15 protein-coding genes and 1 tRNA gene are annotated in these 22,351 nt (G+C 61.6%); 13 read left to right on the top strand and 3 right to left on the bottom strand.

Annotated features, from left to right (window positions below; genetic code table 11):
* Positions 1 to 24: 24 nt before the first annotated feature.
* Complete coding sequence (locus VW35_RS05540; protein ID WP_046141999.1) at positions 25 to 1,584, top strand: 2-isopropylmalate synthase; 1,560 nt, start codon at positions 25 to 27, stop codon at positions 1,582 to 1,584.
* Positions 1,585 to 1,591: 7 nt separating this feature from the next.
* On the top strand, positions 1,592 to 2,539 hold the full coding sequence (locus VW35_RS05535) for an endonuclease/exonuclease/phosphatase family protein (protein ID WP_152662493.1): 948 nt from the start codon (positions 1,592 to 1,594) through the stop codon (positions 2,537 to 2,539).
* Here the strand turns inward: VW35_RS05535 and VW35_RS05530 are convergent.
* On the bottom strand, positions 2,524 to 3,636 hold the full coding sequence (locus VW35_RS05530; protein WP_046142523.1) for a pyridoxal phosphate-dependent aminotransferase: 1,113 nt from the start codon (positions 3,634 to 3,636) through the stop codon (positions 2,524 to 2,526). The two genes, VW35_RS05535 and VW35_RS05530, sit on opposite strands and share 16 nt — an antisense overlap.
* Positions 3,637 to 3,900: 264 nt before the next feature.
* On the opposite strand from VW35_RS05530, the gene VW35_RS21245 reads away from it, so the two are divergent.
* The 5 genes from VW35_RS21245 to VW35_RS05510 all read left to right on the top strand — a co-directional run bounded on the left by VW35_RS21245 (position 3,901) and on the right by VW35_RS05510 (position 7,886).
* Positions 3,901 to 4,098 (top strand): hypothetical protein, encoded by a 198-nt coding sequence (locus VW35_RS21245; protein ID WP_152662492.1) that lies wholly within the window; start codon positions 3,901 to 3,903, stop codon positions 4,096 to 4,098.
* Positions 4,099 to 4,289: 191 nt separating this feature from the next.
* Positions 4,290 to 4,365 (top strand) — tRNA-Lys (locus VW35_RS05525).
* 199 nt (positions 4,366 to 4,564) lie between these two features.
* Positions 4,565 to 5,260, top strand: a complete 696-nt coding sequence (locus VW35_RS05520; protein ID WP_046141997.1) for a TerC family protein — start codon at positions 4,565 to 4,567, stop codon at positions 5,258 to 5,260.
* 134 nt (positions 5,261 to 5,394) lie between these two features.
* Entirely contained in the window at positions 5,395 to 6,567 is a 1,173-nt protein-coding gene (locus VW35_RS05515) for a lipid II:glycine glycyltransferase FemX (protein WP_046141996.1), read from the top strand.
* A complete protein-coding gene (locus VW35_RS05510; protein ID WP_046141995.1) occupies positions 6,564 to 7,886 on the top strand; it encodes a lipopolysaccharide biosynthesis protein in 1,323 nt (440 codons plus the stop codon). The genes VW35_RS05515 and VW35_RS05510 overlap by 4 nt, the downstream gene beginning before the upstream one ends.
* Positions 7,887 to 8,006: 120 nt before the next feature.
* Here VW35_RS05510 and VW35_RS05505 read toward each other — a convergent pair whose 3' ends face one another.
* Entirely contained in the window at positions 8,007 to 8,573 is a 567-nt protein-coding gene (locus VW35_RS05505; protein WP_046141994.1) for a GNAT family N-acetyltransferase, read from the bottom strand.
* 159 nt (positions 8,574 to 8,732) lie between these two features.
* Between VW35_RS05505 and acs the strand changes: the two genes are divergently transcribed.
* The 5 genes from acs (at position 8,733) to VW35_RS05480 (ending at position 15,504) form a co-directional block, all read left to right on the top strand.
* Positions 8,733 to 10,676 carry an acetate--CoA ligase gene (gene acs / locus VW35_RS05500; RefSeq protein ID WP_046141993.1) on the top strand — a complete coding sequence of 648 codons (1,944 nt, stop codon included), beginning with the start codon at positions 8,733 to 8,735 and terminating at the stop codon, positions 10,674 to 10,676.
* A gap of 211 nt (positions 10,677 to 10,887) precedes the next feature.
* The gene (locus VW35_RS05495) at positions 10,888 to 11,970 is read left to right on the top strand and encodes a glycoside hydrolase family 3 N-terminal domain-containing protein (RefSeq protein WP_052951521.1); all 1,083 of its coding nucleotides are present in this window, start codon (positions 10,888 to 10,890) and stop codon (positions 11,968 to 11,970) included.
* Positions 11,971 to 12,060: 90 nt separating this feature from the next.
* Positions 12,061 to 12,861 carry a UDP-2,3-diacylglucosamine diphosphatase gene (locus VW35_RS05490; protein WP_046141992.1) on the top strand — a complete coding sequence of 267 codons (801 nt, stop codon included), beginning with the start codon at positions 12,061 to 12,063 and terminating at the stop codon, positions 12,859 to 12,861.
* 208 nt (positions 12,862 to 13,069) lie between these two features.
* Positions 13,070 to 14,275, top strand: a complete 1,206-nt coding sequence (locus tag VW35_RS05485; protein ID WP_046141991.1) for an MFS transporter — start codon at positions 13,070 to 13,072, stop codon at positions 14,273 to 14,275.
* Complete coding sequence (locus tag VW35_RS05480) at positions 14,161 to 15,504, top strand: MFS transporter (protein ID WP_342016402.1); 1,344 nt, start codon at positions 14,161 to 14,163, stop codon at positions 15,502 to 15,504. The genes VW35_RS05485 and VW35_RS05480 overlap by 115 nt, the downstream gene beginning before the upstream one ends.
* Before the next feature lie 126 nt (positions 15,505 to 15,630).
* Here VW35_RS05480 and VW35_RS05475 read toward each other — a convergent pair whose 3' ends face one another.
* Positions 15,631 to 21,504 (bottom strand): apolipoprotein A-IV repeat region-like domain-containing protein, encoded by a 5,874-nt coding sequence (locus VW35_RS05475; RefSeq protein WP_046141989.1) that lies wholly within the window; start codon positions 21,502 to 21,504, stop codon positions 15,631 to 15,633.
* Positions 21,505 to 21,858: 354 nt separating this feature from the next.
* Between VW35_RS05475 and VW35_RS05470 the strand changes: the two genes are divergently transcribed.
* A complete protein-coding gene (locus VW35_RS05470) occupies positions 21,859 to 22,254 on the top strand; it encodes an Hpt domain-containing protein (protein ID WP_046142521.1) in 396 nt (131 codons plus the stop codon).
* The last annotated feature ends 97 nt before the right edge of the window (positions 22,255 to 22,351 follow it).

The following is a 22,351-nucleotide window of genomic DNA, read 5'->3' as shown; positions in this document are numbered from 1 at the left end:
GGGGCCGATAGGAAAGAGCCTGACATGACCGCTACCGCGAACTCCAACAAAGAACGCGTTTTCATCTTCGACACCACGCTGCGCGACGGCGAGCAATCGCCCGGCGCGACGATGACGCTGGAAGAAAAGCTGCAGGTTGCCGACGCGCTCGACGAAATGGGCGTCGATATCATCGAAGCCGGTTTCCCGATCGCGTCCAATGGTGACTTCGAAGCCGTTGTCGCCGTTGCCAAGCAGGTGAAGAACGCGACCGTTGCCGGCCTCGCACGTGCAATCACTGCCGATATCGACCGCGCTGGAGAGGCCGTGCGTCATGCGCAGAAGGGGCGCATTCATACCTTCGTTTCGACATCCCCGATCCATCTGGCTCACCAGATGAAAAAGACCGAGGACGAGGTGATCGAGATCATTGCGCGCACCGTGGCGCAGGCGCGGAACCTCGTCGACGATGTCGAGTGGTCGGCAATGGACGCGACGCGCACGCCGCTCGAATTCCTCAAGCGCTGCGTGGATACCGCGATCAAGGCCGGCGCGACGACGATCAACCTGCCCGACACGGTGGGATATGCGGTGCCGGAAGAGCACTTCCGCATGTTCAAGACGATCATCGAAAGCGTGCCGAACGCTGACAAGGCCATCTTCTCGGTGCACTGCCACGATGACCTGGGCATGGCTGTCGCCAATTCGCTGGCCGGTGTTGCCGGCGGCGCGCGCCAGATCGAATGCACGATCAATGGCCTGGGCGAACGAGCAGGCAATGCGGCGCTCGAAGAAGTGGTGATGGCGCTGCGGACACGCGGCGATGCCATGCCGTATTTCACCGAGATCGAGACGACTCAGCTCTCGCGCGCCAGCCGCATCGTTTCGGCCGCGTCGAACTTCCCCGTGCAATACAACAAGGCGATCGTGGGCAAGAATGCCTTTGCGCATGAGAGCGGCATCCACCAGGACGGTATGCTGAAGAATGCCGAAACCTACGAGATCATGACCCCGGCAAGCGTCGGCATCAAGGAAACGACCTTGGTGATGGGCAAGCATTCCGGCCGCGCCGCCTTCAAGGACAAGCTCAAGGAACTGGGCTACGAACTGGGCGACAACGCCTTCCAGGAAGCCTTCCAGCGCTTCAAGGACCTCGCCGACCGCAAGAAGCACGTCTATGACGCTGATATTATCGCGCTGGTCGACGACGAAGTGGGGTCGGTGGGTGATCGCATCAAGCTCGTCGATATGGAAGTCGTTTCAAAGACCGGCGGCGTGCACAAGTGTAACCTGGTGGTGACGATCGATGGGGTCGAGACCAGCGTATCCTATGAAGGCACCGGGTCGGTCGATGCGATCTTCAATGCCATCAAGGAAGCGTCCGGACAGGATCCGCACCTCGTGCTCTATGCCGTCGATGGCGTTACCGGCGGCACCGATGCCCAGGCTTCGGCGCATGTGCGTCTCGAAATGAACGGCCGGATCGCTTCGGGCAATGCCGCCGAGCCGGATACGCTGGTGGCTTCTGCCCGCGCCTATCTCAATGCGCTCAACCGCGTGATGATAGAACGCGGCGCGGCCGCACAAGGCGCGCTGGCCGGTTAGACGGGGCATGTGGGGCCGGGCAGAGTTTCGAGGCGCGGCCCTCGCCCTGAGTGGCGTGCTTGCCGTCATTCTTCTGATCACTTCGTTTTCGCCGGGTATTCCCGGCGAATTGCTGTTGCAGACGCTGCGGTTCCATCTTGTGGCACTGGGTGTGGTTCTGGCGCTCGCCATGGCGCTGTTTGGCGCGCGTTGGCGCGCGATGTTGTTCCTCGTTTTCCTGGCAGGCGCCTTCGTGCATGGCGCCTATTACGTCCGCGAGTTCCAGATGCGGCGCGAGGCGCCGGTGGGGCCGCTCAAGGCCGAGATTAAGTTTCTCAATTACAACGTACTCGCATCCAACCAGACAGCGGATCAGGCGGCTGAGTTTATCGTAAGGTCAGCGCCGGATGTGGCTCTGATTCTCGAGACGCCGGGCGTCGTCGAATACTTGCCCGAGATCGAGAGGGCCATGCCCAATCGGCTCGGCTGCGATCGGGTCGCGTCCTGCGATATTTCGCTGTTCTCGCGCTTTCCGATCGAGAACGGAGAGCTGCGGACGATACCGCCCTTTAACCGATCGCGTCTCGTGATTGCGCCGATGACGATCGAGGGGACCAAGGTGACCGTGGTCGGCATCCACCTCTCAAAGCCGTATTTCGACGAGGCGTCGCTGCAAGAGCTTGGCTATTTGCGCTACGTGCTGTCGAAAATCACAGGGCCGATTATTCTTTCAGGCGATTTCAATGCGTCGATCTGGTCGGCGCCGTTGGCGCGGCTGGGGCGGACGCAGGATCTCATTCCTGGACCGTCTTATCCGGCGACCTGGCCGGTAGAGCTTGGTGCGCTCGGCGTGCCGATCGACAACATTTTCACCAAGGGTGAAGCGCGCATTCTCGAGATCGCGGCTGGCGAGAACAGTTTCGGCTCGAACCACCGCTATCTGCTCGCCAAGATCGGACTTTACGCAGCGCCCTGAGCCGCCTCGATGGCCTTTGGCAGCGCCGCTTCGAGCAGTGCCATATCGGGCTCCGGGCCGACGCTGATGCGGATATGGTGATCGAGGCCGGGCGTGCCCGGCTTGCGGATGAAGACGCCCTGCTGCGCGAGGCCTTCGAGGATTTTTAGCGCATAGGCGCCATCGCGGCCGCAATCGACGGCGACGAAGTTGGTGGCGGAGGGCAGTGGGGTGAGGCCGTTCGCCCGCGTGATGCCGGCGATGCGTTCGCGGGCGGCGCTGATCGAGGCTCTGGCTGACTGGAGATAGTCCTGATCGGCAAGGGCGGCGATGGCGGCGGCCTGGGCGAGGCGATTGACCCCGAAGTGATTGCGGATGCGGTTGAAGGCGCCGATGAGGCGCTTGGGGCCGATGGCATAACCCACACGAATGCCAGCGAGCCCGTAGGCCTTTGAGAAGCTGCGGAGGCGGAGGAGGTTTGCCTTGCCGGTATCGATGGCCGGGAGGGCGCCGTCGGGCGCCAGTTCGCCATAGGCTTCATCGAGCATGATGAGCGTTTCATCCGGCACGGCGGCTATGAACCGTTCGATATCAGCCGCAGACCAGAAGGAGCCCATGGGATTGTCGGGATTGGCGACATAGACGATTCGCGGCTTCAGGCGCCTGGCCGCCTCGGCGAGCGCGTCGAGATCTTCAAAGGGGCCGCGATAGGGCACGAATTCGAGGCGGCCGCCGTGGCCGATGACGTGGTAATTGAGGGTCGGGTAGGCGCCAAGCGAAGTAAGAAGCGTTTCGCCGGGAGCGATGAAAAGCCGGACGATCAGGCCCATTAACCCATCGACGCCTTCGCCGATGGCGACTTCATCGGGCGAGACGTTATGGAAATCGGCGATGGCGACGCGGAGGTCATAGTTTTCCGGGTCGGGATATTTCCAGATCCACTCGGTCGCGGCTTTGATCGCTTCGATGACTTTGGGGCTCGGGCCGAAGCCGGACTCGTTGGCGCCGATTCGCGCGCGGGTCCTGATGCCGGTGCGCCTTTCGATCGCTTCCGGGCCGACGAAGGGCACGGTTTCGGGCAGGTTTTCGGCAATATCGGTCAGTCTGGGGCCAGTCACTCGGCTGCTCCGCACTAGGGCTTGGTGTGTTCTAGCCCATCTTCGCTCCGGGTGGAGAGGAGAATATTGGACGAGCCCGATGGGTTCTGCACAGGCGCGAAACCTGTGGAGACCCGCGAGAGCCGCATGGGGTGGGCGTCTGGCGATATCTGGCATTTGAAATAAAACCCCAACAATTCAGCAAGTTACCGACAACTATGCGGGTTCACCCTCAAAGGGCGCCGGACAACGGCCGATTCTCAGCCGGACAGAAAGGAGCATAGCGTGAACCCAACTTACCTGCTCGCACGCGACCACCTACAGCGCGCAGCGGTCATCCTGCAGGGCGCGGATCAGCGATCCCGCCAGTTGCGCCACATTATCGAGCGCACGATCGGGCTGATGGAAGATGCCCTGCCAGACGAGCCCAAACCGCCCGCCAATGTTTACCAGTTCTCCGAATACCGCCATCTGCGCAGCTGAAACATTTATCCCCAGCCCGAAAGAAGCGTCAGGTTGGGGATTTTTAGCGACAGCGCTGGGGGCGGGCCTCGCTGCGTGAGCCGGGAGAAGAACACTCCCAGAATTTTATCCACAGAATGTGACGGTATGGGCTGGACAGGCGAAAACTCGCTTGGTAGAGAGGCGCCACTTTGGTGCCGGTCTTCAAAGACGGGCGCATAGCTCAGATGGTAGAGCAGCTGACTCTTAATCAGCGGGTCCAAGGTTCGAGCCCTTGTGCGCCCACCAAAGTCTCCCAATTTCCATTATCGTGGAAAATCTTGCCGTAACAGGCGGGGTCACTTGGGTGGCCTTCGGGCCGCCTTTGCCTGTTCACATCTGACCTTGCAGATAGATAATTGGGCTAATTCGGCCAGGTGGCGCTTTTCTCAGCGGATCGCGCGTCGTATAGCCGCAACAGATTAGCTCACCTGAAAGTCATCTTCATATGTTCGGTCTCGATCCGAGTTTCTTCAGCTCGCTGCTGCAGGTCATCATGATTGACCTGGTGCTGGCGGGGGACAATGCCGTGGTCATCGGTCTCGCGGCTGCCGGGCTTCCGGCCGACCTGCGCCGCAAGGCCATTCTCGTCGGTATCGCTGCCGCAACCGTCCTGCGCATCATCTTCGCCCTCATCACTTCCCAGCTTCTGGCGCTCGGCGGCGGCTTATTGATCGCCGGCGGCATCCTGCTGCTCTGGGTTTGCTGGAAGATGTATCGCGAGCTGAGCGTCAGCCACGAAGAAGAGGGCGAGGCCACCGAAGCGCTTTCGGGCAACGATCTCAACGCCGATGGCACCGTTGCCGGCAAGGCTCCGCGCAAAACGCTGCGCCAGGCAGTCACCCAGATCATCATCGCCGACGTCTCGATGTCGCTCGACAATGTGCTGGCCGTCGCCGGCGCTGCGCAGCACCACACCGAAGCGCTGATTTTCGGTCTGGCGTTGTCTGTCGTCATGATGGGCGTTGCGGCAACGTTCATTGCGCGGTTGCTGCATCGGTTCCGCTGGATTGCCTGGATCGGCCTGCTCATCATCCTGTTCGTTGCCGTGCGCATGGTGCTTGAGGGCGCTGGAGCCTTCGTGACCATTCCGGAAATTCCGTTGCTCTACACGCCGCACGCAACGGCAGCCGCGGCGCATTGATGCAATTACCGGCCAGCGTTTGATCTTTCGCTAACCACGGGGCCGAGTTTTGGCCCCGTGCGCATTTGGCGATAGGGATTTGCACACCTGCACCCATTAGCGTCCCCACAGATATCTACGCTGCGGGGATTTTCATGTCCGTCATCGCCGAACAAACGCTGGAGCCGCTACCTTTTGCGCAGCCGCGCGCTGCGAGCGCTGGACTGATGCTGGGGGTCAAGCAGGTTTCCGGCACCGAATGGGATGCGATCATCGGCAGCTTCGACGAGGTGTGCCAGGAGCAGATGCACGCTTTCGCCTCCATCCGCTGGCCAGGCGTGCGCCAGGAGCCGCTGATCTTTTCGCGCAACGGCGCTGTCGTCGGTGGCGTCCTTGTGATGATCCAGCCATTGCCTCTCGGGCTCGGCGAGATTGCCGTGGTCAAGTGGGCGCCGATGCTGGCGTCCAGCCGCCAGCCCGATGCGGATGCCCTGAGGCTCGCCATGGCAGAAGCACTGGTCGCCGATTATGCCGAAAAGCGGCGGATGATGCTTTCGGTGCTGCTGCATGCCGCGCCGGGCGACATCAACCAAGGCTACCTCGATTTGCGGGCACGCGGATTCAAGCGCGGCTCGACCCTGCTGTTTCCCGATCGCTATTTGGTCAAACTCAGGCTTTCAGACGAAGAGCAGCGGAAAAGCTTCCACCAGACGTGGCGCCGCCAGCTCAATAAGGCAGACAAAGCCGGGCTTGAGTTCAGCCGGGCCGAGCCGGATCAGATCGGTGCGTTCAAGGCGCTCTATGCGGCAATGACCGAGCGGAAGCAATTTCCAGATCATTCCGCCTACGAGACCATCGATGCTCTGATGACGCTCGACGAGCCACTGCGGCCCGAGCTGTTTTTCGTTAGGCAAGGCAATGAGACTGTCGCCGGCGCACTGATCTTCAAGGCTGGCGAGCGGGCCGTTTACCTTTATGGGGCGACCAACGATAAGGCCTTGCCGCTTCGGGCAGGCTACTTCCTCCACTGGCAGGTGATCCGCTGGCTGCGCGACCATACACGGGCGCAATGGTATGACTTGGGTGGAACCGATGGGTTCCAAGGCCTCCATCAATTCAAGACGGGGATGGTGGGTACTGCGGGAATCATCCGCCCCGTGCCACCGGTGCTCAATTATGCCGGATCGGAGTGGTCGGGCCTCCTCGGCACTGCCGCCTTCACGGCGCGCGATGTGGCCCAGCATGCGCGGCGGCACATCAACGGCCTCATCAGCAGCAAGGCGCGGGCGGACCAGACGCCCTATGTCTGGCCCGAGTACCTCAAATGAGTCTTGCGCGGAAACTGGCGTCGCAATCCTCGGTCATTTTCGGCGCGCGATTGTTCGGCGCTGGCCTGATCTTCGTCACGCAGGCGCTGATCGCGCGGCTCTGGGGCGCCGAACTTCTGGGCGAATTCCTGCTGGTGGTAGCAACGGTCAATCTCGTGTCGGTGGTCATGCCGCTCGGCTTTCATACCGTCGGTACCTATTTTGCGGCCGAGTACCGGGCACGCGGCAACAGGCAACAGCTTATCGCATTCCTGATCCGAGCTTACGGCTATGTGGTCCTTGCCTTTGCCGGACTGGTCGTTGCCGGACCGATGTTGCTCGAATGGATCGGTCAGGGGCAGGGCGCGGTGGCGCTGCACTTCGTGCCGTTTGCGCTCCTGACGTTCGGGACGGCGATCGTTTACGTGAATGGCGCCGTGCTGGTGGGTATCAAGCGTCCGTTTGCCGGCTTCTTTGCCGACACTCTCTTGCGGCCAATGATCGTGCTTGGCGCTTTTCTTATCGCGCTTGGCGCCGGCGTGGCCGATGCCGGCTTTACCCAGATGCTCTGGATCATCGGGGTCGGCTATATAGTGGTGTCCCTGGTTCAGTTTGGGTTCGTGCTAAGCGGGCTCAAGACCATTCCGGAAGCTGAAGCGGGGCAGACGGCGGAAAGCCGGCGCTGGTGGCGCTTCGCGTTGCCATGGGTGATCATCAGCCTTGCGACGGATTTTTTTTTCGATATCGACCTGCTGCTGCTCAGCCATCAACTGAGCCGCGAGGACCTCGCGATTTTCGGGGTCTGCACCCGCATCTTCTCGCTGGCGTCATTCGGCGTCGCGGCGGTCTATGCCGTGACTATGCCGGATATGTTCGAAAGCGAAGCAAAGGCCGATCGCCTGGCGTTCAACCGCAAGGTGGGAGAGGCCAATGCGGTGGCGAGCGGCGTGGCTATCATGCTGTTCCTTATAACCATCATCGGGGCGCCTATCGCCCTGACGCTTTTCGGACCGGAATTTGCGGCCGGCGCAATGCCGCTGGCGATTCTTTGTCTATCGCTGGTGGTGCGTTCTGTGACTGGGCCGGCTGCCATCGTGCTGTCGATCCATGATCGGCCATGGGCGAGCCTGCCGGCGATCGCTATGGGAATCGTTTCGCTGTTCGTCTGCAATCTGGTGCTGGTGCCGAAATTCGGGCTGATTGGCGCGTCGCTGGCGGCGATCCTGGCGATCAGCATCTGGTCGGTGGTGCTGTGGCTAACAGCGTTGCGGACCGCGCATGTCGATGTGTCGATCATGCAGTGGTTCAGAACCCGTCGCGTCGTGGTAGCTGCCGAGTAGCGGGAGCTGACTAGGTTTCATGCCGGCGGAGGCTGGGATCGATCTTGAGACAGCGTTAAAGCCACCTCTCGTGAGTACTTTTATGGATCCAGGGATGTGCGCGGCTGCGCCGGGAAGTGCTTAGGCTCCCACCAAACCCTTGATGCTGTTTCTCAAGCGTCCGAGGCGACCGATGTTGACGCCGTTGTCGTAGTCGTCGCCGACCTTGGTGTAGAATTTTTCGATCAAGAGATAATCCTGGCCGAAAATATGCTGCTCGAGCAGTGCCGTTTCCCTGTAGCCGTAGCGCTTGAGGAGCATGCGGGCGACTTCGTTTTCGGGACGTACGAAGGTGAAGGCCTTATGGAAGCGGTTTTCGTTCCAGTGCTCGTCGAAGGCGCGCATGCCGAACATGCCCAGCTTTGTCTGGCGATGGGATGGAAACACCCAGCTCCAATAGCGGAAGACGGCGCCGAATTCGGGGCCGGAAACCATCGCGCCGCCGGGGACGCCATCGGCGCACATGATCATGATGTGCCAGGGATCGATGGCGAGAAGATTTTGCAGATAGGTCTTGTTGAGCCGTGCCGTTTCATAGGCCTTGAAGCGGTCATTATAGAATGGGGAGGTCGCGATGACGTCTTCCAGTTCGGCGTGAATGAGGTCGATATCTTTGGGCTCGGCGGCCCGGATGGTCATTTCTGCCATTGATCTCTTCCCTTGCGCATACCTGCGAGAGGCAAGAATAGCCGAGGGCCGTTAATGGACCGTGGCATTTGCCCGCAGCTTTGCCTCGAATGGTCAAGGGGTTGCGGGCAGTTGCCGGGCTCTTTAGAACGGGGGCCGGGAGAGACTAGGAGGACGACAATGAGCGACGAGCTCTTGTTCCAGCCCAATGCGGCTGCACTCGCGCATACCAGAACCACGGAAGCCGACTACGAAGCGCAATATCAGCGCTCAATCGACGATCCCGATGGATTCTGGGCAGAGCAGGCGAAGCGCCTCGATTGGGTGACTTTCCCCAAGACCATCAAGAACACGAGCTTTGCCTATCCCGATATCTCGATCAAATGGTTCGAGGATGGGGTACTCAACGTCTCCTACAATTGCCTCGACCGGCATCTCGAAAAGCGCGGCGACCAGACAGCGATCATCTGGGAAGGCGACACGCCGGGCACGGATGGCAAGGCGACCTATCGCGAGCTGCATGAGCGCGTTTGCCGCTATGCCAATGTCCTCAAGGCCAATGGCGTCAAGAAGGGCGATCGCGTCACGATCTATATGCCGATGGTGATCGACACAGCTGTCGCCATGCTGGCTTGCACGCGCATCGGCGCGGTGCATTCGGTGATCTTTGGCGGTTTCTCGCCCGATTCCATCGCCGGCCGCGTCGAGGATTGCGGTTCGAAGATCATTCTGACGGCCGACGAAGGCCGCCGCGGCGGCAAGACCATTGCGCTCAAGAAGAATGTCGACGCGGCGCTGTCCAAGGTCGGCGGCGTCGAACGGGTAATCGTCACCAAGGTGACCGGCAATGCCGTCGCCATGGAGGCGGGCCGCGACGTCTGGTATGACGACGAGGCGGCCAAGGTGAGTGCGGATTGCCCGCCAGAACCGATGAATGCGGAAGATCCGCTCTTCATCCTCTACACCTCGGGCTCGACCGGCAAGCCCAAGGGCGTGCTGCACACGACGGGAGGCTATCTCGTCTATGGGTCGCTGACCCATGAGCTGACCTTCGACTATCGCGATGGCGAAGTGTTCTGGTGCACGGCCGATGTCGGCTGGATCACCGGGCACACCTATATCGTTTATGGGCCGTTGGCGAACGGGGCGACGACGCTGATGTTCGAAGGCGTGCCAAGCTATCCGGACGCGAGCCGCTTCTGGCAGGTCGTCGAAAAGCACAAGGTGAACGTGTTCCATACGGCGCCGACCGCGATCCGCGCGTTGATGGGTGCCGGGGCCGAATTCGCCGACAAATACGACATGCCGAGCCTGCGCCTTCTGGGCACGGTGGGCGAGCCGATCAATCCAGAAGCCTGGATGTGGTATTACAAGCACGTCGGCAAGGAGCGGTGCGGCATCGTCGATTGCTGGTGGCAGACGGAAACGGGCGGGCACATGATTGCGCCGCTCCCCGGCGCTTTTCCGACCAAGCCGGGTTCGGCGACCAAGCCATTCTTTGGCGTCAGGCCGGTCGTGCTGTCGCCGGAAGGGGTGGTCCAGAACCAGACCAAAGCCGAGGGCGTGCTGGCGATTGCCGACAGTTGGCCGGGGCAGATGCGGACCGTTTATGGCGACCATCAGCGCTTCGTTGACACCTATTTTTCCCAATACAAAGGCTATTATTTTACCGGCGACGGCTGCCGGCGGGATAGCGACGGCTATTATTGGATTACCGGGCGGGTCGACGATGTGCTCAATGTTTCTGGGCACCGGCTGGGGACCGCCGAGGTCGAAAGCGCGCTCGTGGCACATCCGAAAGTGTCGGAAGCGGCAGTCGTCGGTTATCCGCACGACATCAAGGGGCAGGGCATTTATTGCTATGTGACGCTGATGGCGGGCGAGGCGAGTTCGGACGAATTGCGCAGCGAGCTCCGGAACTGGGTGCGCAAGGAAATCGGGCCGATTGCGACGCCGGACTTGATCCAGTGGGCGCCAGGCCTGCCGAAGACGCGCTCGGGCAAGATCATGCGGCGCATCCTGCGTAAGGTGGCCGAGAACGATTTCGGGTCCTTGGGCGATACGTCGACGCTGGCAGATCCGGCCGTGGTGGATGATCTGATCAGCAATCGGCAAAATAAGTAGGTCGATGGGCCATCATCTCCTGCCAGCCTACCCGATCTAGGAGGGAGGTGTCGGCCGGTGATTGGGACTCGATCTCATCCAAAACGTGATGTGCACCTCCCCCTTTGGGGCGAGGCTGGACTTGGGTGGCCTTGGGTCGGTCACCTCAGTCATTGTCTCGCCCGCTTTCCGTGAGCAATGTGCGGGCAGATTCGATTGCCGGAGCCCTGATTTGCGCACGCTATTTTTTGCCGCCCTTGCATGCCTGACCGTTGCGGTGCCTGCACATGCTGCAACGCTCGAGGAGATGGCGGGGCAGATGATCGTCGTGGGCTTTGACGGCGATGACGCTGGAGACGCGAGCGTCAAGGCCGTTGCGGCGGAGCTGAAGGCCGGGCGGCTAGGCGGCGTCATGTATCTCAAGAAGAATGTCGCGAGCCTTGCTGCGGTCGAGCAGATGAATGCGGCTTTCCGTGGCGCCTCGCCGGACTTGCCGCCATTCATTACGCTCGATCAGGAAGGCGGGGCGGTGGAGCGGCTGACCGAGGATGTCGGCTTTACCGAAATTCCGCGCGCCGTCGTCATCGCCGCCGAAAATACGCCGGATGAGGCCGAGGCGATCTATCGCAAGATGGCGGAGGGGATCGTCAAAGAGGGTTTCACCGTCAATTTCGGGCCGGTGGCGGACCTCAACAGCAACCCGGATAATCAGGTCATCGCCAAGTTTGGCCGGGCTTTCAGTGCCGATCCCAAGACGGTCGTCGATTACGATCGGGCCTTTATCGCGGCGCACCATGCGGTCGGATTGGCCACGGCGCTCAAGCATTTTCCGGGACACGGATCCTCGACGGCCGATAGCCATGAGGGCTTCGTCGATATCACCAAGACCTGGAGCGAGGACGAACTGGAACCTTATCGCGCGCTGATCGGCGAGGGGGTTGTGGATATGGTGATGGTCGGTCACCTTTATCATGCGGACTACGCCGATGGTGCCGAACAGACGCCATCGTCCTTATCGAAGCGCTGGATCGACGGCGTTCTGCGGACCGATCTCGGATTCGATGGTGTGGTGATCAGCGACGATCTCGAAATGGGTGCTATCCGCGATCATTTCACGCTGAAACAGACTGTGGTCGAGGGTGTGAGGGCGGGAATGGATATCCTGCTGTTTTCCAACACCGGCTATCAGCGCCCGACCCTGTCAAAGGAAGTTTTGGACATTCTTCTCACGCAAGCTGCAGCCGATCCAGCATTCAAAGCGCGGATCGAGGAAAGCTATGGACGGATCGTGGCGCTCAAGGAAAGGCTGAAATAGCCTGGCTTTCCACGTCTTTCTAATGATGCCAGTTTCCTCCTGCAACGTCCGAAGCTAAGGTGCGCGGGCGATTTGGAGGACTTGAGGGCAATGACGGATGACCGCGAGGTCCGGCAAGTCCGGGCGTTGTTCCTCTCCGACGTGCACCTGGGCATGAAGCCAACCAGGATCAAGCAGCTTATCGAATTCCTCCGTGTTCATGATGCCGAGACGATTTATCTCGTCGGCGACATCCTGGATGGCTGGCGCCTGGCCAAGGCCTGGCACTGGCCCGAGGACTACAATGTGCTGGCGCGTATTCTTCTCGATAAGGCCACGGCTGGAACGCGCGTCGTCTATCTGCCCGGCAATCACGATGAATTTCTGCGTGAATATCTCGGCACCTACTTTGGCGAGATCGAGCTCGTGGACCGAACCGTACACACCTCGGCGACAGGGCGGACCTATCTCGTTATTCACGGCGATCAGTTCGACGTCGTCGTCATGAACGCCAAGTGGCTCGCCCATGTGGGTGACTGGGCCTACAACTTTGCGCTTCGCGTCAACATCCTGATCAACTGGGTGAGGCGGCGGCTGGGGCTTCAATATTGGTCGCTCAGCGCCTGGGCCAAGCAGAAGGTCAAAAACGCCGTCTCCGTTATCGGGCGCTTCGAGGAAGCGCTGGTGCACGAGGCCAAGGAGTCAGGCGTTCATGGCGTCATCTGTGGCCATATCCACTTTGCCGACATGCACGATCGCCTCGGTATCCATTACATCAATACCGGCGATTGGGTGGAGAGCTGCACGGCAGTGGTCGAAAATCACGACGGGCATTTCGAGATGATCAAATGGACCGAAATGATCGTCGGCGAGCCGCGCAAGGCCAGACTTCGTCGGGCTGCCACCGAGTAGAGTCCGGTTGGCTTCGTCCTCGCGAGCAAAGATTGCCGCGTTGGTGGCGCGAGGACAAGCCGGCTGATATCGCGCCTTTTGTCGCCCGCGGGCCACAGCCCGTCGCGCTTTTTGTATCGTTGCACAGTGTGGGCATTTGCTGCTTGCAATGTGTGCTCTAGCGAGGCACTGAGAGTTTCGGGGCGCTATTGTGCCCGGAGTCTTTTCCATGTCCGCCGTCTTATCGCGCTTCACGACGCCCGAAGCGCGCGCATCGCTATACCAATTTTCGGTCTATCTTCCGGGCGCGGTGCAGTCCGTTTTTCTTGGGATCTGGCTCAGCCAGCATGGCATTCCTGCCGATCAGATCGGTCTCATCAATGCCTTGCCGATGCTTGGGCTCCTGCTGCTCAACATGGTCATAGGGCGGATTGCCGACCGGGCAGACGACTGGCGTACGGCCATCATCGCGCTTTCGCTTGTCGCATCGCTCGCGCCTGTCGGACTCTACTTTGTTTCGGAATTCTGGGGGATCTTGCTGATCTGGGCGCTGACAGCCATGTCGAACGGCCTCATAGCTCCGATCATCGACGCAGCGACCGTCCGTATGACGCGCCGCAATGGCACCGATTTCGGCGCCGTCCGTGCCTGGGCCACGATCGGCTATGTGGTTGGTGCTGCGGGTATCGGTGCGTCCATCACCTTCTTGGGGGCCGGAGCGTTCGTCACGCTCTACCTAATCATGACGATCCTGCGGGCTCTGCTCGGCTTTTTGCTGCCCCGTTTTCGTGCCCCGGCACCAGAAGTGACTCTTGCAGACGTGCCGGCGGCGTCGCCCGTGGCACGGCCGCGGCTCAAGGATTCCCTGCAGCTCTGGTTCGTACTGCCACTCGTGGCTTTTTCGCTCGTCAACTCGAGCAATGCGGTGATCGGCAGCTTTGGCGCGCTGCTCTGGAATCAGCATGGCGTGCCGAGCTACTTCCTCGGTCCGCTGCTCGGCATTGCGGCCGTGGGCGAAGCTGCGCTAATGCTCGGCTGGCGGCGCTTTGGTGGGCGCGTCACGGCACGAAACATGATTCTTGCCGCTGCAGTCGCGGGTGTCCTGCGTTTCACCATCCTGGCGTTTGCGCCGCCGGTTCAGATTCTCTTCGTTGTGCAGCTTCTTCACGCCTTCACGTTCGGCATGGGCTATTTCGGGGTCGTCCACTTCATCGCCAACTGGACTCACGAATCCAATGCAGCCGAAGCACAGGGCTTTGCGAATATGCTCAACCAGGGCGCAGCCATGGTCATGCTGATCTGTTTTGGCTGGCTGATGGAGTGGTTTGGCTCTGGAGCGTTCTTCGCTTCAACGGTGACGTGTTCGATCGCCATGGTCTGCGTGATCGTCTCGCTGCGGCTCCGTCCCCCCAAGGACGCTGTTCGCGCCAATTGATTGCCGAGGCAGCATCGCCTCGAACCTCACCTGCCGGTCATACGCATGAGCCAGAGCTCCGCCCGCCTGACGCCCGAAGTCCGCACGTCAATCTTCTATGGCACTTTCTTCACCGGCAGCGGCGCAGCCGTGATGTTTCTGCCGATCTGGCTGAGTGGCAAGGGCATCACGCCGAGCAGACAGGACTCATCAATGCGGTGCCGATCATCGTCATCCTTGCCTTCAACCTGATCGTTGGTCGCGTGGCGGATCGCGCCAGGGACTGGCGGCAAGTGATCGTTATCGGGGCGCTGATTGGCGGCATCGTCCCCATAGGATTGTTCTTCGTCAACGAATTCTGGGGCATCCTGCTGTTCTGGACGCTGGCCAGCCTTCCTGGCGGCGCGATCGGCCCCGTGCTCGATGCCGCAAGCATGCGACTGGCGCGGCGCAACGGCACCGATTTTGGCGTCATGCGGGCCTGGGGTACGGTCGGCTACATGCTCTTCAACGGCTTGACGGGTTATCTTGTCGTCTGGTTCGGCGCGGCAATCTTCGTGCCGCTCTTTGTCGGGCTGGCCATCCTGCGAGCGGCAGCGTCCTTGCAACTGCCCCCGTTTCGCGCGCCGGCGGAGCAGCTGACTATATCGGTTGCTGCTGCCGCTCCCAAAACCGGCAGCCTGCGGGAGGTTGCGAAACCATGGTTCATCCTGCCTCTCTTCGGCTTTTGCATGATCTATGGCACGCACACCGTGCTCAATGCCTTCGGCTCACTCCTCTGGAAGGCACAGGGTATCCCAGAGGATGTGATCGGACCGCTGATTGCGCTGGGCGCAGCTTCGGAGGCGGCAGTGATGTTTTTGTGGAAGCGGCTCGGCGGGCGGATTTCGGCTCGTGGCATCATGCTCGTATCTGCCGTGGCATCGGTCTTCCGGTGGCTGCTGATGGGGTTCGAGCCCAATGTCGCCGTGCTCATTGCGCTGCAGCTTTCGCACGGCATCACCTTTGCCGTAGGATATCTTGGCTGCGTTCACTTCATCGCCAATTGGACCAGCGAGAATATCGCGGCGGAAACCCAAAGCCTATTCGTCGTCGGACAACAGCTATTGTCGGCGGTGGCTCTGGTTGGGTTCGGCTGGCTGGTGCCGTCCATGGGGGGACAAGCCTATTTCGTGGCTGCAGGGTTCGCACTGGCAGGGGCGGGATGCATCTGGGTGTCGATGCAGATGAAGGCTGCCCGGGCGAGCTGAAATATCTGGATGCACTGATGATATCAGTGGCATGGGCTGGAGGATGACGTTCCAGATCTCGCCGTTCTCAAGATATAAAAAAAGGCCCCGGATCGCTCCGGGGCCTTTCGCATGAGCTGGTCGCCCTCAGCTGAGGCGGCCGCTCGCATGGGCGAGGGTGGTGTAGACCTTGCCACGATCGGACAACAGGTATTCGCGGGTTTCGGCAGCCGGACGCGGGCCGGCGGCGGCGCGCTTAAGGAGTTGCTCGAAATCGCTCATATAGGCCTGCGCGGTGCGGGCGAAATCCTGATCGCGCTGCAGGCGCTTGCGGACTTCGTCATAGGTGCTCTGGCCCGTCAGCGAATAGATGCGGCGCGAGAAGACGTTAGATTCCCCGGCCTGATAGCGGGCCCAGGCGTCTGCCAGGGCACTATCGTCGATGGCGCGGGCGATTTCCTCAGTCAGCGTCGAAAGACCTTGTTGGGCCGGCTGGGCGCCGGCCTGGCTTGCTGATGCGTTGCGCAAAACGTCCCGCAGCCATCCGCTGCCTTCGCCAGCTTCCGGCTCCTGACGGGGTGCAGGGGCTGGGGTAGCCGGCGCAGTGCGCACGGGTTCGGTGCGGATCGGATCGGCCTGGCGCGGCTGCACGTCGGCGCGAGCCGGGGCAGGTTGCTGAACCGGTGCAGCAGCACGAACAGTCGGCCGCACAGTGTCGATAGCGGGACGTGTGCGGATCGGATCGACAAGCGTCTGGGTGGGCTGTGGCTCGGTACGGTAGGTCTCGGGCGCGGGTTCTGGCTGGCGTGGCTGGTACGGCGCCGGCTCGGGTTGGCGGGCCGGGGCCGACTGGCGCGGCTGAGTGCTGCGACGGTCGGTGAGATCGTGCGTCGCCGGCTGGTTGCGGACGATGGCGTTGAGTTCGCTGAGGGCCTCGATCTGCTCGGCCACGACACGACGCATGGCTGCGGCGCTGGCGCGGGTTTCTTCGGGCAGCTCATTGACGCCGCGAGCCAGTTCGGCGCGCGTCGCTTCGAGCTCGTGGCCGACTTCGCGGGCCGTTTCGCGCATGGCGCGGGCCGTTTCGCTGAAGCGCTGGGTGGCTTCCTCGATGGCCTGCTGCATTTCGCTGACCAGGCGACGCTGTGCGTCCTGGAGAACGGCATTCGTGCGACGGCTTTCGCCGTCGGCCGTTTCGCGGAAATCGCCAAGCTTGGAGGTAACGTCCTCCGAGGTCTGGTCGAGCGACTGGCGGAAAACCGCAGTCGATTGATCGACGGCCTGGCGCAGCTGGCTGGTGTTGGACGCGATGGCGGAGCGGACCGTGTTGGTCGAGTCGTTGATCGTGTCCGCCAGGGTGCTGGTAGTGGAGGTCAGAACGTCGGTGACGCTGCCGGCGGTCGAGGCGAGGAGATCGCTGACGCGGGCGGCATTGTCCTCGAGCGCGGTGTTGACCTGCTCGGTCTGGCTCGAGAGGGCAGCGCGGACAGTCGATGCCGTCTGCCCAAGGGCGGCGGCGGCAGCTTCTGCAGCGCGCTGGACGACATTGTCGACCTGCGAGGTACGCTCGTTGATCGTCGAGGTGAACCGCTCGTTGGTGACGTAAAGCGCATCGCTGACGTTCGAAGTGGCGCTGGACAGGGCCTCGGTAATGGCGCTCGTAGTGGTCGTGAGCGCGTCATTGACATTGGCCGAGGTCGACTGCAGCGCGTCATCCATGGCGCGGCGCGCGGCAATCATGCGGCGTTCCGTGTCGTTGACCGTGTCGGCGATCGACTGGGCGAACATGCGCATGCGGCCGTCGATGTCGTCGGCGCGCGTGGCGAAGCTGTGGGCCAGAGCGTCCATGGCGGCACGACGTTCCTCGAGCGATTCCAGCGCGTTTTCGCTGGTCGATTCGAGGGCGCGGGACGCCTGGGACATGCTGACGACTTCCATGTCGAGCTTGCCGAGGATGCTGGAAAACTCTTCGACCATGCCACGAATGGTGTTCTGCAGCGCGCCGACATGGCGGCTGACCAGTTCACCAGCCTGCTCGGTCTGGCCCATGGCATCACGCATGGTGCCGGCATAGCTGGCGGTCTGCTGGGCGATGCTGGTTTCAAGCGTGGCAAGGTTGGTGGTCGAGGCGTCGAGGACGCGCTGGAGCAGCAGATTGGAATCGTTGAGCTTGTTGAGGGCCGCGGTAACGTCCGTGAGGATGCGGCTGGTGGAAACCGACATCAGCTCTTCGGCGCCGCGGGCGTTGTCGGCGAGCGCCTGGCTCAGGAGGTTGCCATGGCTGCGCAGGGCCGATTGCAGTTCGCTCGACTTCTGATCGACGAGAGCAGCGAATTCGGAGGTGTGGCTTTCGACCGACTGGTTGATGTCCGACAGGCGGCGCTCGATGGAATCGACCGTGTTCACGGCACGGACCGAGACGATGTCGTCGATGGTACCGGCCGCGAGGCGGATTTGCTCGAGAGCAGAGCGAACGGCCGAGTCCATCCGATTGGCCGTATTGGCCACGTCGTCGGAGATGGCGTGGGTTGCGGCGGTGATGCGCGTCGAGATGGTTTCCTCGATCCGATCGGCGCCGGCTTCGAGATCGGCCATCGACTGGGTGATGGACGTATTGATCGACGCGTTAAGCGCGGCAAGGCGCTCGGCTGTGATGTCTGCACGAGCCGTGATGGCTTCGGGCAGGGTGCCGAGGCGCTTGTCGACGAGGTCGACCATCGACTGACGGGCGGCATTGACGCCGGTTTCCACGATTTCCGTGGCGCGGCGGACGCTGTCGTCGAAACTGGCGCTGGCGGCGTCGATGCGGCCAGTGACGCCCGACTGTGCTTCATCGACGCGGGTGAGCGCGGTGTTGAGCTGTTCGGACATGGCCGTGCCGATATCGGCCACCTTGCCGGCAACCGCCGACGACAGTTCACCGAGACGGCTCGACATGGTTTCCGTGGCGTTGCGCAGCGAGGCATCGACCGACTCGCGTGCAGCGGCGCTGTGCTGGTCGAGCGTCTGGGCGAGTTCGGCCGTGTGAAGGCCGATGGTTTCGCCCATGGAGCTCGTTTGCGTCGCCAGGGTATCGGACAGAGCCTGGGTGCGGGCCGCAAGAGCGGCGGACAGCTGCTGTGTGCGAGTGCCGACGGTCGAGGCGAGTTCCTGGGTGCGTGCGTCGAGCGCTTCGGTGAGGGCGGCGCCTTCGCGCGAGATGGCTTCGGAGAGGGCGCCGGTCTGGCGCTCGAAGGAAGCGTTGAGTTCGCTCGTGCGGGTATCGAGAGCGCCCGCCATTGTGGCGGTGCGCGCTTCGAGATCGGCAACGAAGCGGCCGGCGCGTTCTTCGATGGCCGAGGCGAAAACGCCTTGGCGCTGATCAAGCGCAGCGGCAAATTCGCTCTGCTTTTCGTCGAGCGTTGCCGCGAGGGTCTGCGTGCGCTCTTCGAGCTGGCCCGAAAGTGCACCGGTGCGGCTTTCGATTTCGAGCGAAAGCGTGTTGGTTCGCTCCGAAAGAGTATCGGCGAGGCGCTGGGTGCGGCCGGCAATGGCCTGGTCGAACGCCTGGGTGCTGGTGGTGAGCGTCTGGCCGAGTTCTTGCGAACGCTGACGGATGGCTTCGGACAGTTCGACGCTGCGGCCGGACAGGGTGTTTTCGAGCGCCTCCGCACCCGCGGCGATGGCATTGCCGATCTCGCCGACGCGGCTTGCGAGCACTTCTTCGATCTGGCCGGCGCGGCCTTCGAGATCGAGGTTCAGCGTCTCGGCATAGGAATCGAGGCGGTTCGCCAAGGTCTGTGACCGGTTGAGCAGGACCTGATCGATCTGATTGGTCCGGCTGTCGAGATCGCCGCGGAGTGTCTCGGCATGCGTGTCGAGGCGGTCTGCCAGGGTCTGGGACCGGCTGGTCAGCACTTGGTCGATCTGATTGGTCCTGCCGTCGAGATCGCTGCGAAGTGTCTCCGCGTGGCTATCGAGGCGGTTTGCCAAGGTCTCGGAACGGCTCGTCAGGACCTCGTCGATCTGACTTGTGCGGCTGTCGAGGTCGAGATTGAGCGTTTCGGCATAGGAGTCCAGACGCGTGGTCAGCGATTGCGACCGGTTCGAGAGGACGTCGTCGATGCGGGCCGTGCGGCTATCGAGGCTCGTATCGATTGCGCCAACATAGCTATCGAGGCGGTTAGCGAGCGTTTCGGAACGGCTCGTCAGAACTTCGTCGATCCGGCTCGTGCGTGAATCGAGCGTTTCACCGAGGCTCTCGGCGTAGGTGTCGAGACGTTCGGAAATGTCGCGGGTGCGATTGGTCAGGCTCTCGGTGATGGCAGCGGCCTTGGCCCCGATGACCTCGTTCATCTCGCGCGTGCGCTCGGAAACGATATCGTTGAAGCGGCCGGACTCTTCGTTGAGCGCCATTTCGAGGACGTTGGCGCGCGTCTGGAAGCTCGTGCCGTGCTGGTCGAGGCGGTTGAGCAGCTGGTCGCCCTTGTCGCCGATGACGTTGTCGAGCGCCGACAGACGTTCATCGAGGAGGCCGGTGATTTCGGTGAGACGCGTATCGAACTGACCGAGCGACTCCTGGCCCGCGGTCGAAACGGTGACGCGCGCACGCTCGGCGGTATCGTCGAGAGCGCCGTTGATTTCGATGATCGCCGACTGGAGGCGGCTTTCGAGAGCGTTGAGCTGGATCGACACCGACTCATCGAGCTGGCGCGAGAGCTGGCTCAGCATGGTTTCGGCCTCGCGAGCGCGACCGGTGACGTCTTCGCCCACACGGCTACCGAGATCCTCAAGCGCACGGTTGATCAGATCACCGCGCTGACCCCACTGCTCGATAAGCTTGGTCGAATTGATGGCCAGGAGATTGGCAAGCGCATCAGTCTTGTCCTGGATGGCGGCTGTCAGCATCAGCGTCTGGCTATCGAGCGAAGAGCCGATTGTGCCGGCGCGGGCATCGAGCGCCTCGGTCAGGCTTTCGATATGACGTTCGATATTGGCCTGGAAGTCGCGGGTACGATTCTCAAAGCTCGAATTGACCAAGGCGGTACTGTCTTCGACGACGCCGGAGACGCGGCCGGCGCTTTCATCGAGCGCGCTGAGAAAATCGGTGGTGCGATTGTCCATCAACTGGGCAAAGTTATCAGCGCGTTCCGAGAAGGAGGCATTGATCGCTTCGCCACCGCTTTCGAGAGCGCGGGCGAGATTGCCGCCGCTTTCGACGATGGTGCCAGCGATGCGCTGGCTGATCATGTCGAGGTCGAAGACGAGGCCGGTGTGGCTCTCGGTGATCGCTTCGCGCACGCGCTCGGTATTGGTGAGAACGCTCTCGCGCTGGTTGGCGAGTTCGGCGATGAGGGCGCGCATGCGCGACTCGTTGTCCGAATAGGTGCGTTCGAGCGCGGTGACCTCGTTATGGATCATCACTTCGAGCTCGCCGGCGCGGGAGAGCGCGCGTTCGAGGCCATCGCCGAGAGCATTGACTTCGCGGCGCACGGCTTGGCCCACGGAAGCGACCTTATCAGCGGCAGTCACTTCAGGCTCGGCGAGGCGGATAGCGGCCTGGGTGATGGAGGAGGCAGCATTGCGCAGATCTTGCGCGCGACGGATCAGCGTCGCGACAGCAAAGAAGCCGAGGACCGGCAGAACGATAATGGCGACTAGAGAGATGAATTCGATCGTGCCGGCGAACTGACCGAAATTGGCCATCTGCGCGCCATAACGCACTGCGCCCACAGTGCCGGCGACGCCGACCCAGAGGAGCGAGAGGAGTAGGGCAAGCCAGGTGGGCGCGGCGGAGGAGCGATTCTGTAGACCATAGAGAAGCCGTGCAGCGGAGGCGCGATCGTCATTGGCGACGGAGCCGGCCTGCTGCGCGATCTTATCGGCAGCGCGTAAACGTTCGGAGCGGGGCTGCTCGGGCTTCTTCTCAGTCTTGGCGCGGTTGGCCGGATCGAGGCTGAACACCGAATCCTTGAGAGCGTCTTCTACCGCAGAAAAGGCCAGCGCCGCCGGATCGTTCTGGTTATTCTGATTATTGGCCATACTCTCTACAACTCTCGCGTCGGCAGTGCAGCGACAAAGCGGACTTCAGGAGTAGATTTACCCCCGGAGGCGTTTCTGGCCCCGTGGTCAAACCGGAACAATTCGATGCAAATGATCGCCAGTTCCCGAACCCTTCGCCGCCGCGCGCTGGTTCAGCGTTCACTATTACATTCAATTTGATGCAATCCGAACGATTTCCTACCTAAAGGTTAATTTTTGCCGTGGAAACCGGCGCACATAGGCGGCAAACAAAGGCGAAGTTGGGGCTTAACAGCCTGTTCATGAGGTCACTCTAGGCTCTGGCAAAAGAATTGTCGGCTGCCGATGCGCAGCCGCGTGCTTGGAGCAACCGAAATGCCCCCCGCCAGCCCGGCTGCGAAAACCGAAACGCTCACCGAAACCACAACCCGCGCCGTTCGACCGGTCGATCTCGTGCACCTTGCCAAGCAATGTCTGGGCGATGAGTCGCTGGAGCTGGAAGTGCTGCGACTTTTCGATACCACGCTTAAGACTTACTATGAAAAGCTGCAGCTGGCTGCGAGCTTTGACGATATTGCCTTGGTGCTGCATTCGATCAAAGGAGCGGCCTCGGGTGTTGGCGCATGGTCCATCGCCGACATCGCCAAGGCGATGGAACACGAAATGCGCAGCGGCCGCCCGTTGACGCAGGAACGCATTGCCGATCTGGGCCTGATGGTCGAAGACGTGCGCGGCTTCATTGCGCGGATGGTCACCAACGAGGCAGCGTAACGTTCATGCGCTGAGTGCGGGACAGATAGGGGCACTCGCGGTTTGACCGCAGAGTTGGCAGATTCTATAGAGCGCCCCATATGACACTTGTCGCCGC

The sequence above is a fragment of the Devosia soli genome (genome assembly GCF_000970455.1).
GTDB lineage: Bacteria > Pseudomonadota > Alphaproteobacteria > Rhizobiales > Devosiaceae > Devosia > Devosia soli.
This window is presented reverse-complemented; position numbering and strand designations above follow the sequence as displayed.

Bases quoted from the DNA above. Each gene is read 5' to 3' on its own strand.
- VW35_RS05535 (WP_152662493.1), top strand. From the start codon at position 1,592: ATGTGGGGCCGGGCAGAGTTTCGAGGCGCGGCCCTCGCCCTGAGTGGC.
- VW35_RS05540 (WP_046141999.1), top strand. From the start codon at position 25: ATGACCGCTACCGCGAACTCCAACAAAGAACGCGTTTTCATCTTCGAC.
- VW35_RS05510 (WP_046141995.1), top strand. From the start codon at position 6,564: ATGAGTCTTGCGCGGAAACTGGCGTCGCAATCCTCGGTCATTTTCGGC.
- VW35_RS05475 (WP_046141989.1), bottom strand. From the start codon at position 21,504: ATGGCCAATAATCAGAATAACCAGAACGATCCGGCGGCGCTGGCCTTT.
- VW35_RS05515 (WP_046141996.1), top strand. From the start codon at position 5,395: ATGTCCGTCATCGCCGAACAAACGCTGGAGCCGCTACCTTTTGCGCAG.
- VW35_RS05490 (WP_046141992.1), top strand. From the start codon at position 12,061: ATGACGGATGACCGCGAGGTCCGGCAAGTCCGGGCGTTGTTCCTCTCC.
- VW35_RS05470 (WP_046142521.1), top strand. From the start codon at position 21,859: ATGCCCCCCGCCAGCCCGGCTGCGAAAACCGAAACGCTCACCGAAACC.
- acs (WP_046141993.1), top strand. From the start codon at position 8,733: ATGAGCGACGAGCTCTTGTTCCAGCCCAATGCGGCTGCACTCGCGCAT.
- VW35_RS05520 (WP_046141997.1), top strand. From the start codon at position 4,565: ATGTTCGGTCTCGATCCGAGTTTCTTCAGCTCGCTGCTGCAGGTCATC.
- VW35_RS05485 (WP_046141991.1), top strand. From the start codon at position 13,070: ATGTCCGCCGTCTTATCGCGCTTCACGACGCCCGAAGCGCGCGCATCG.
- VW35_RS05505 (WP_046141994.1), bottom strand. From the start codon at position 8,573: ATGGCAGAAATGACCATCCGGGCCGCCGAGCCCAAAGATATCGACCTC.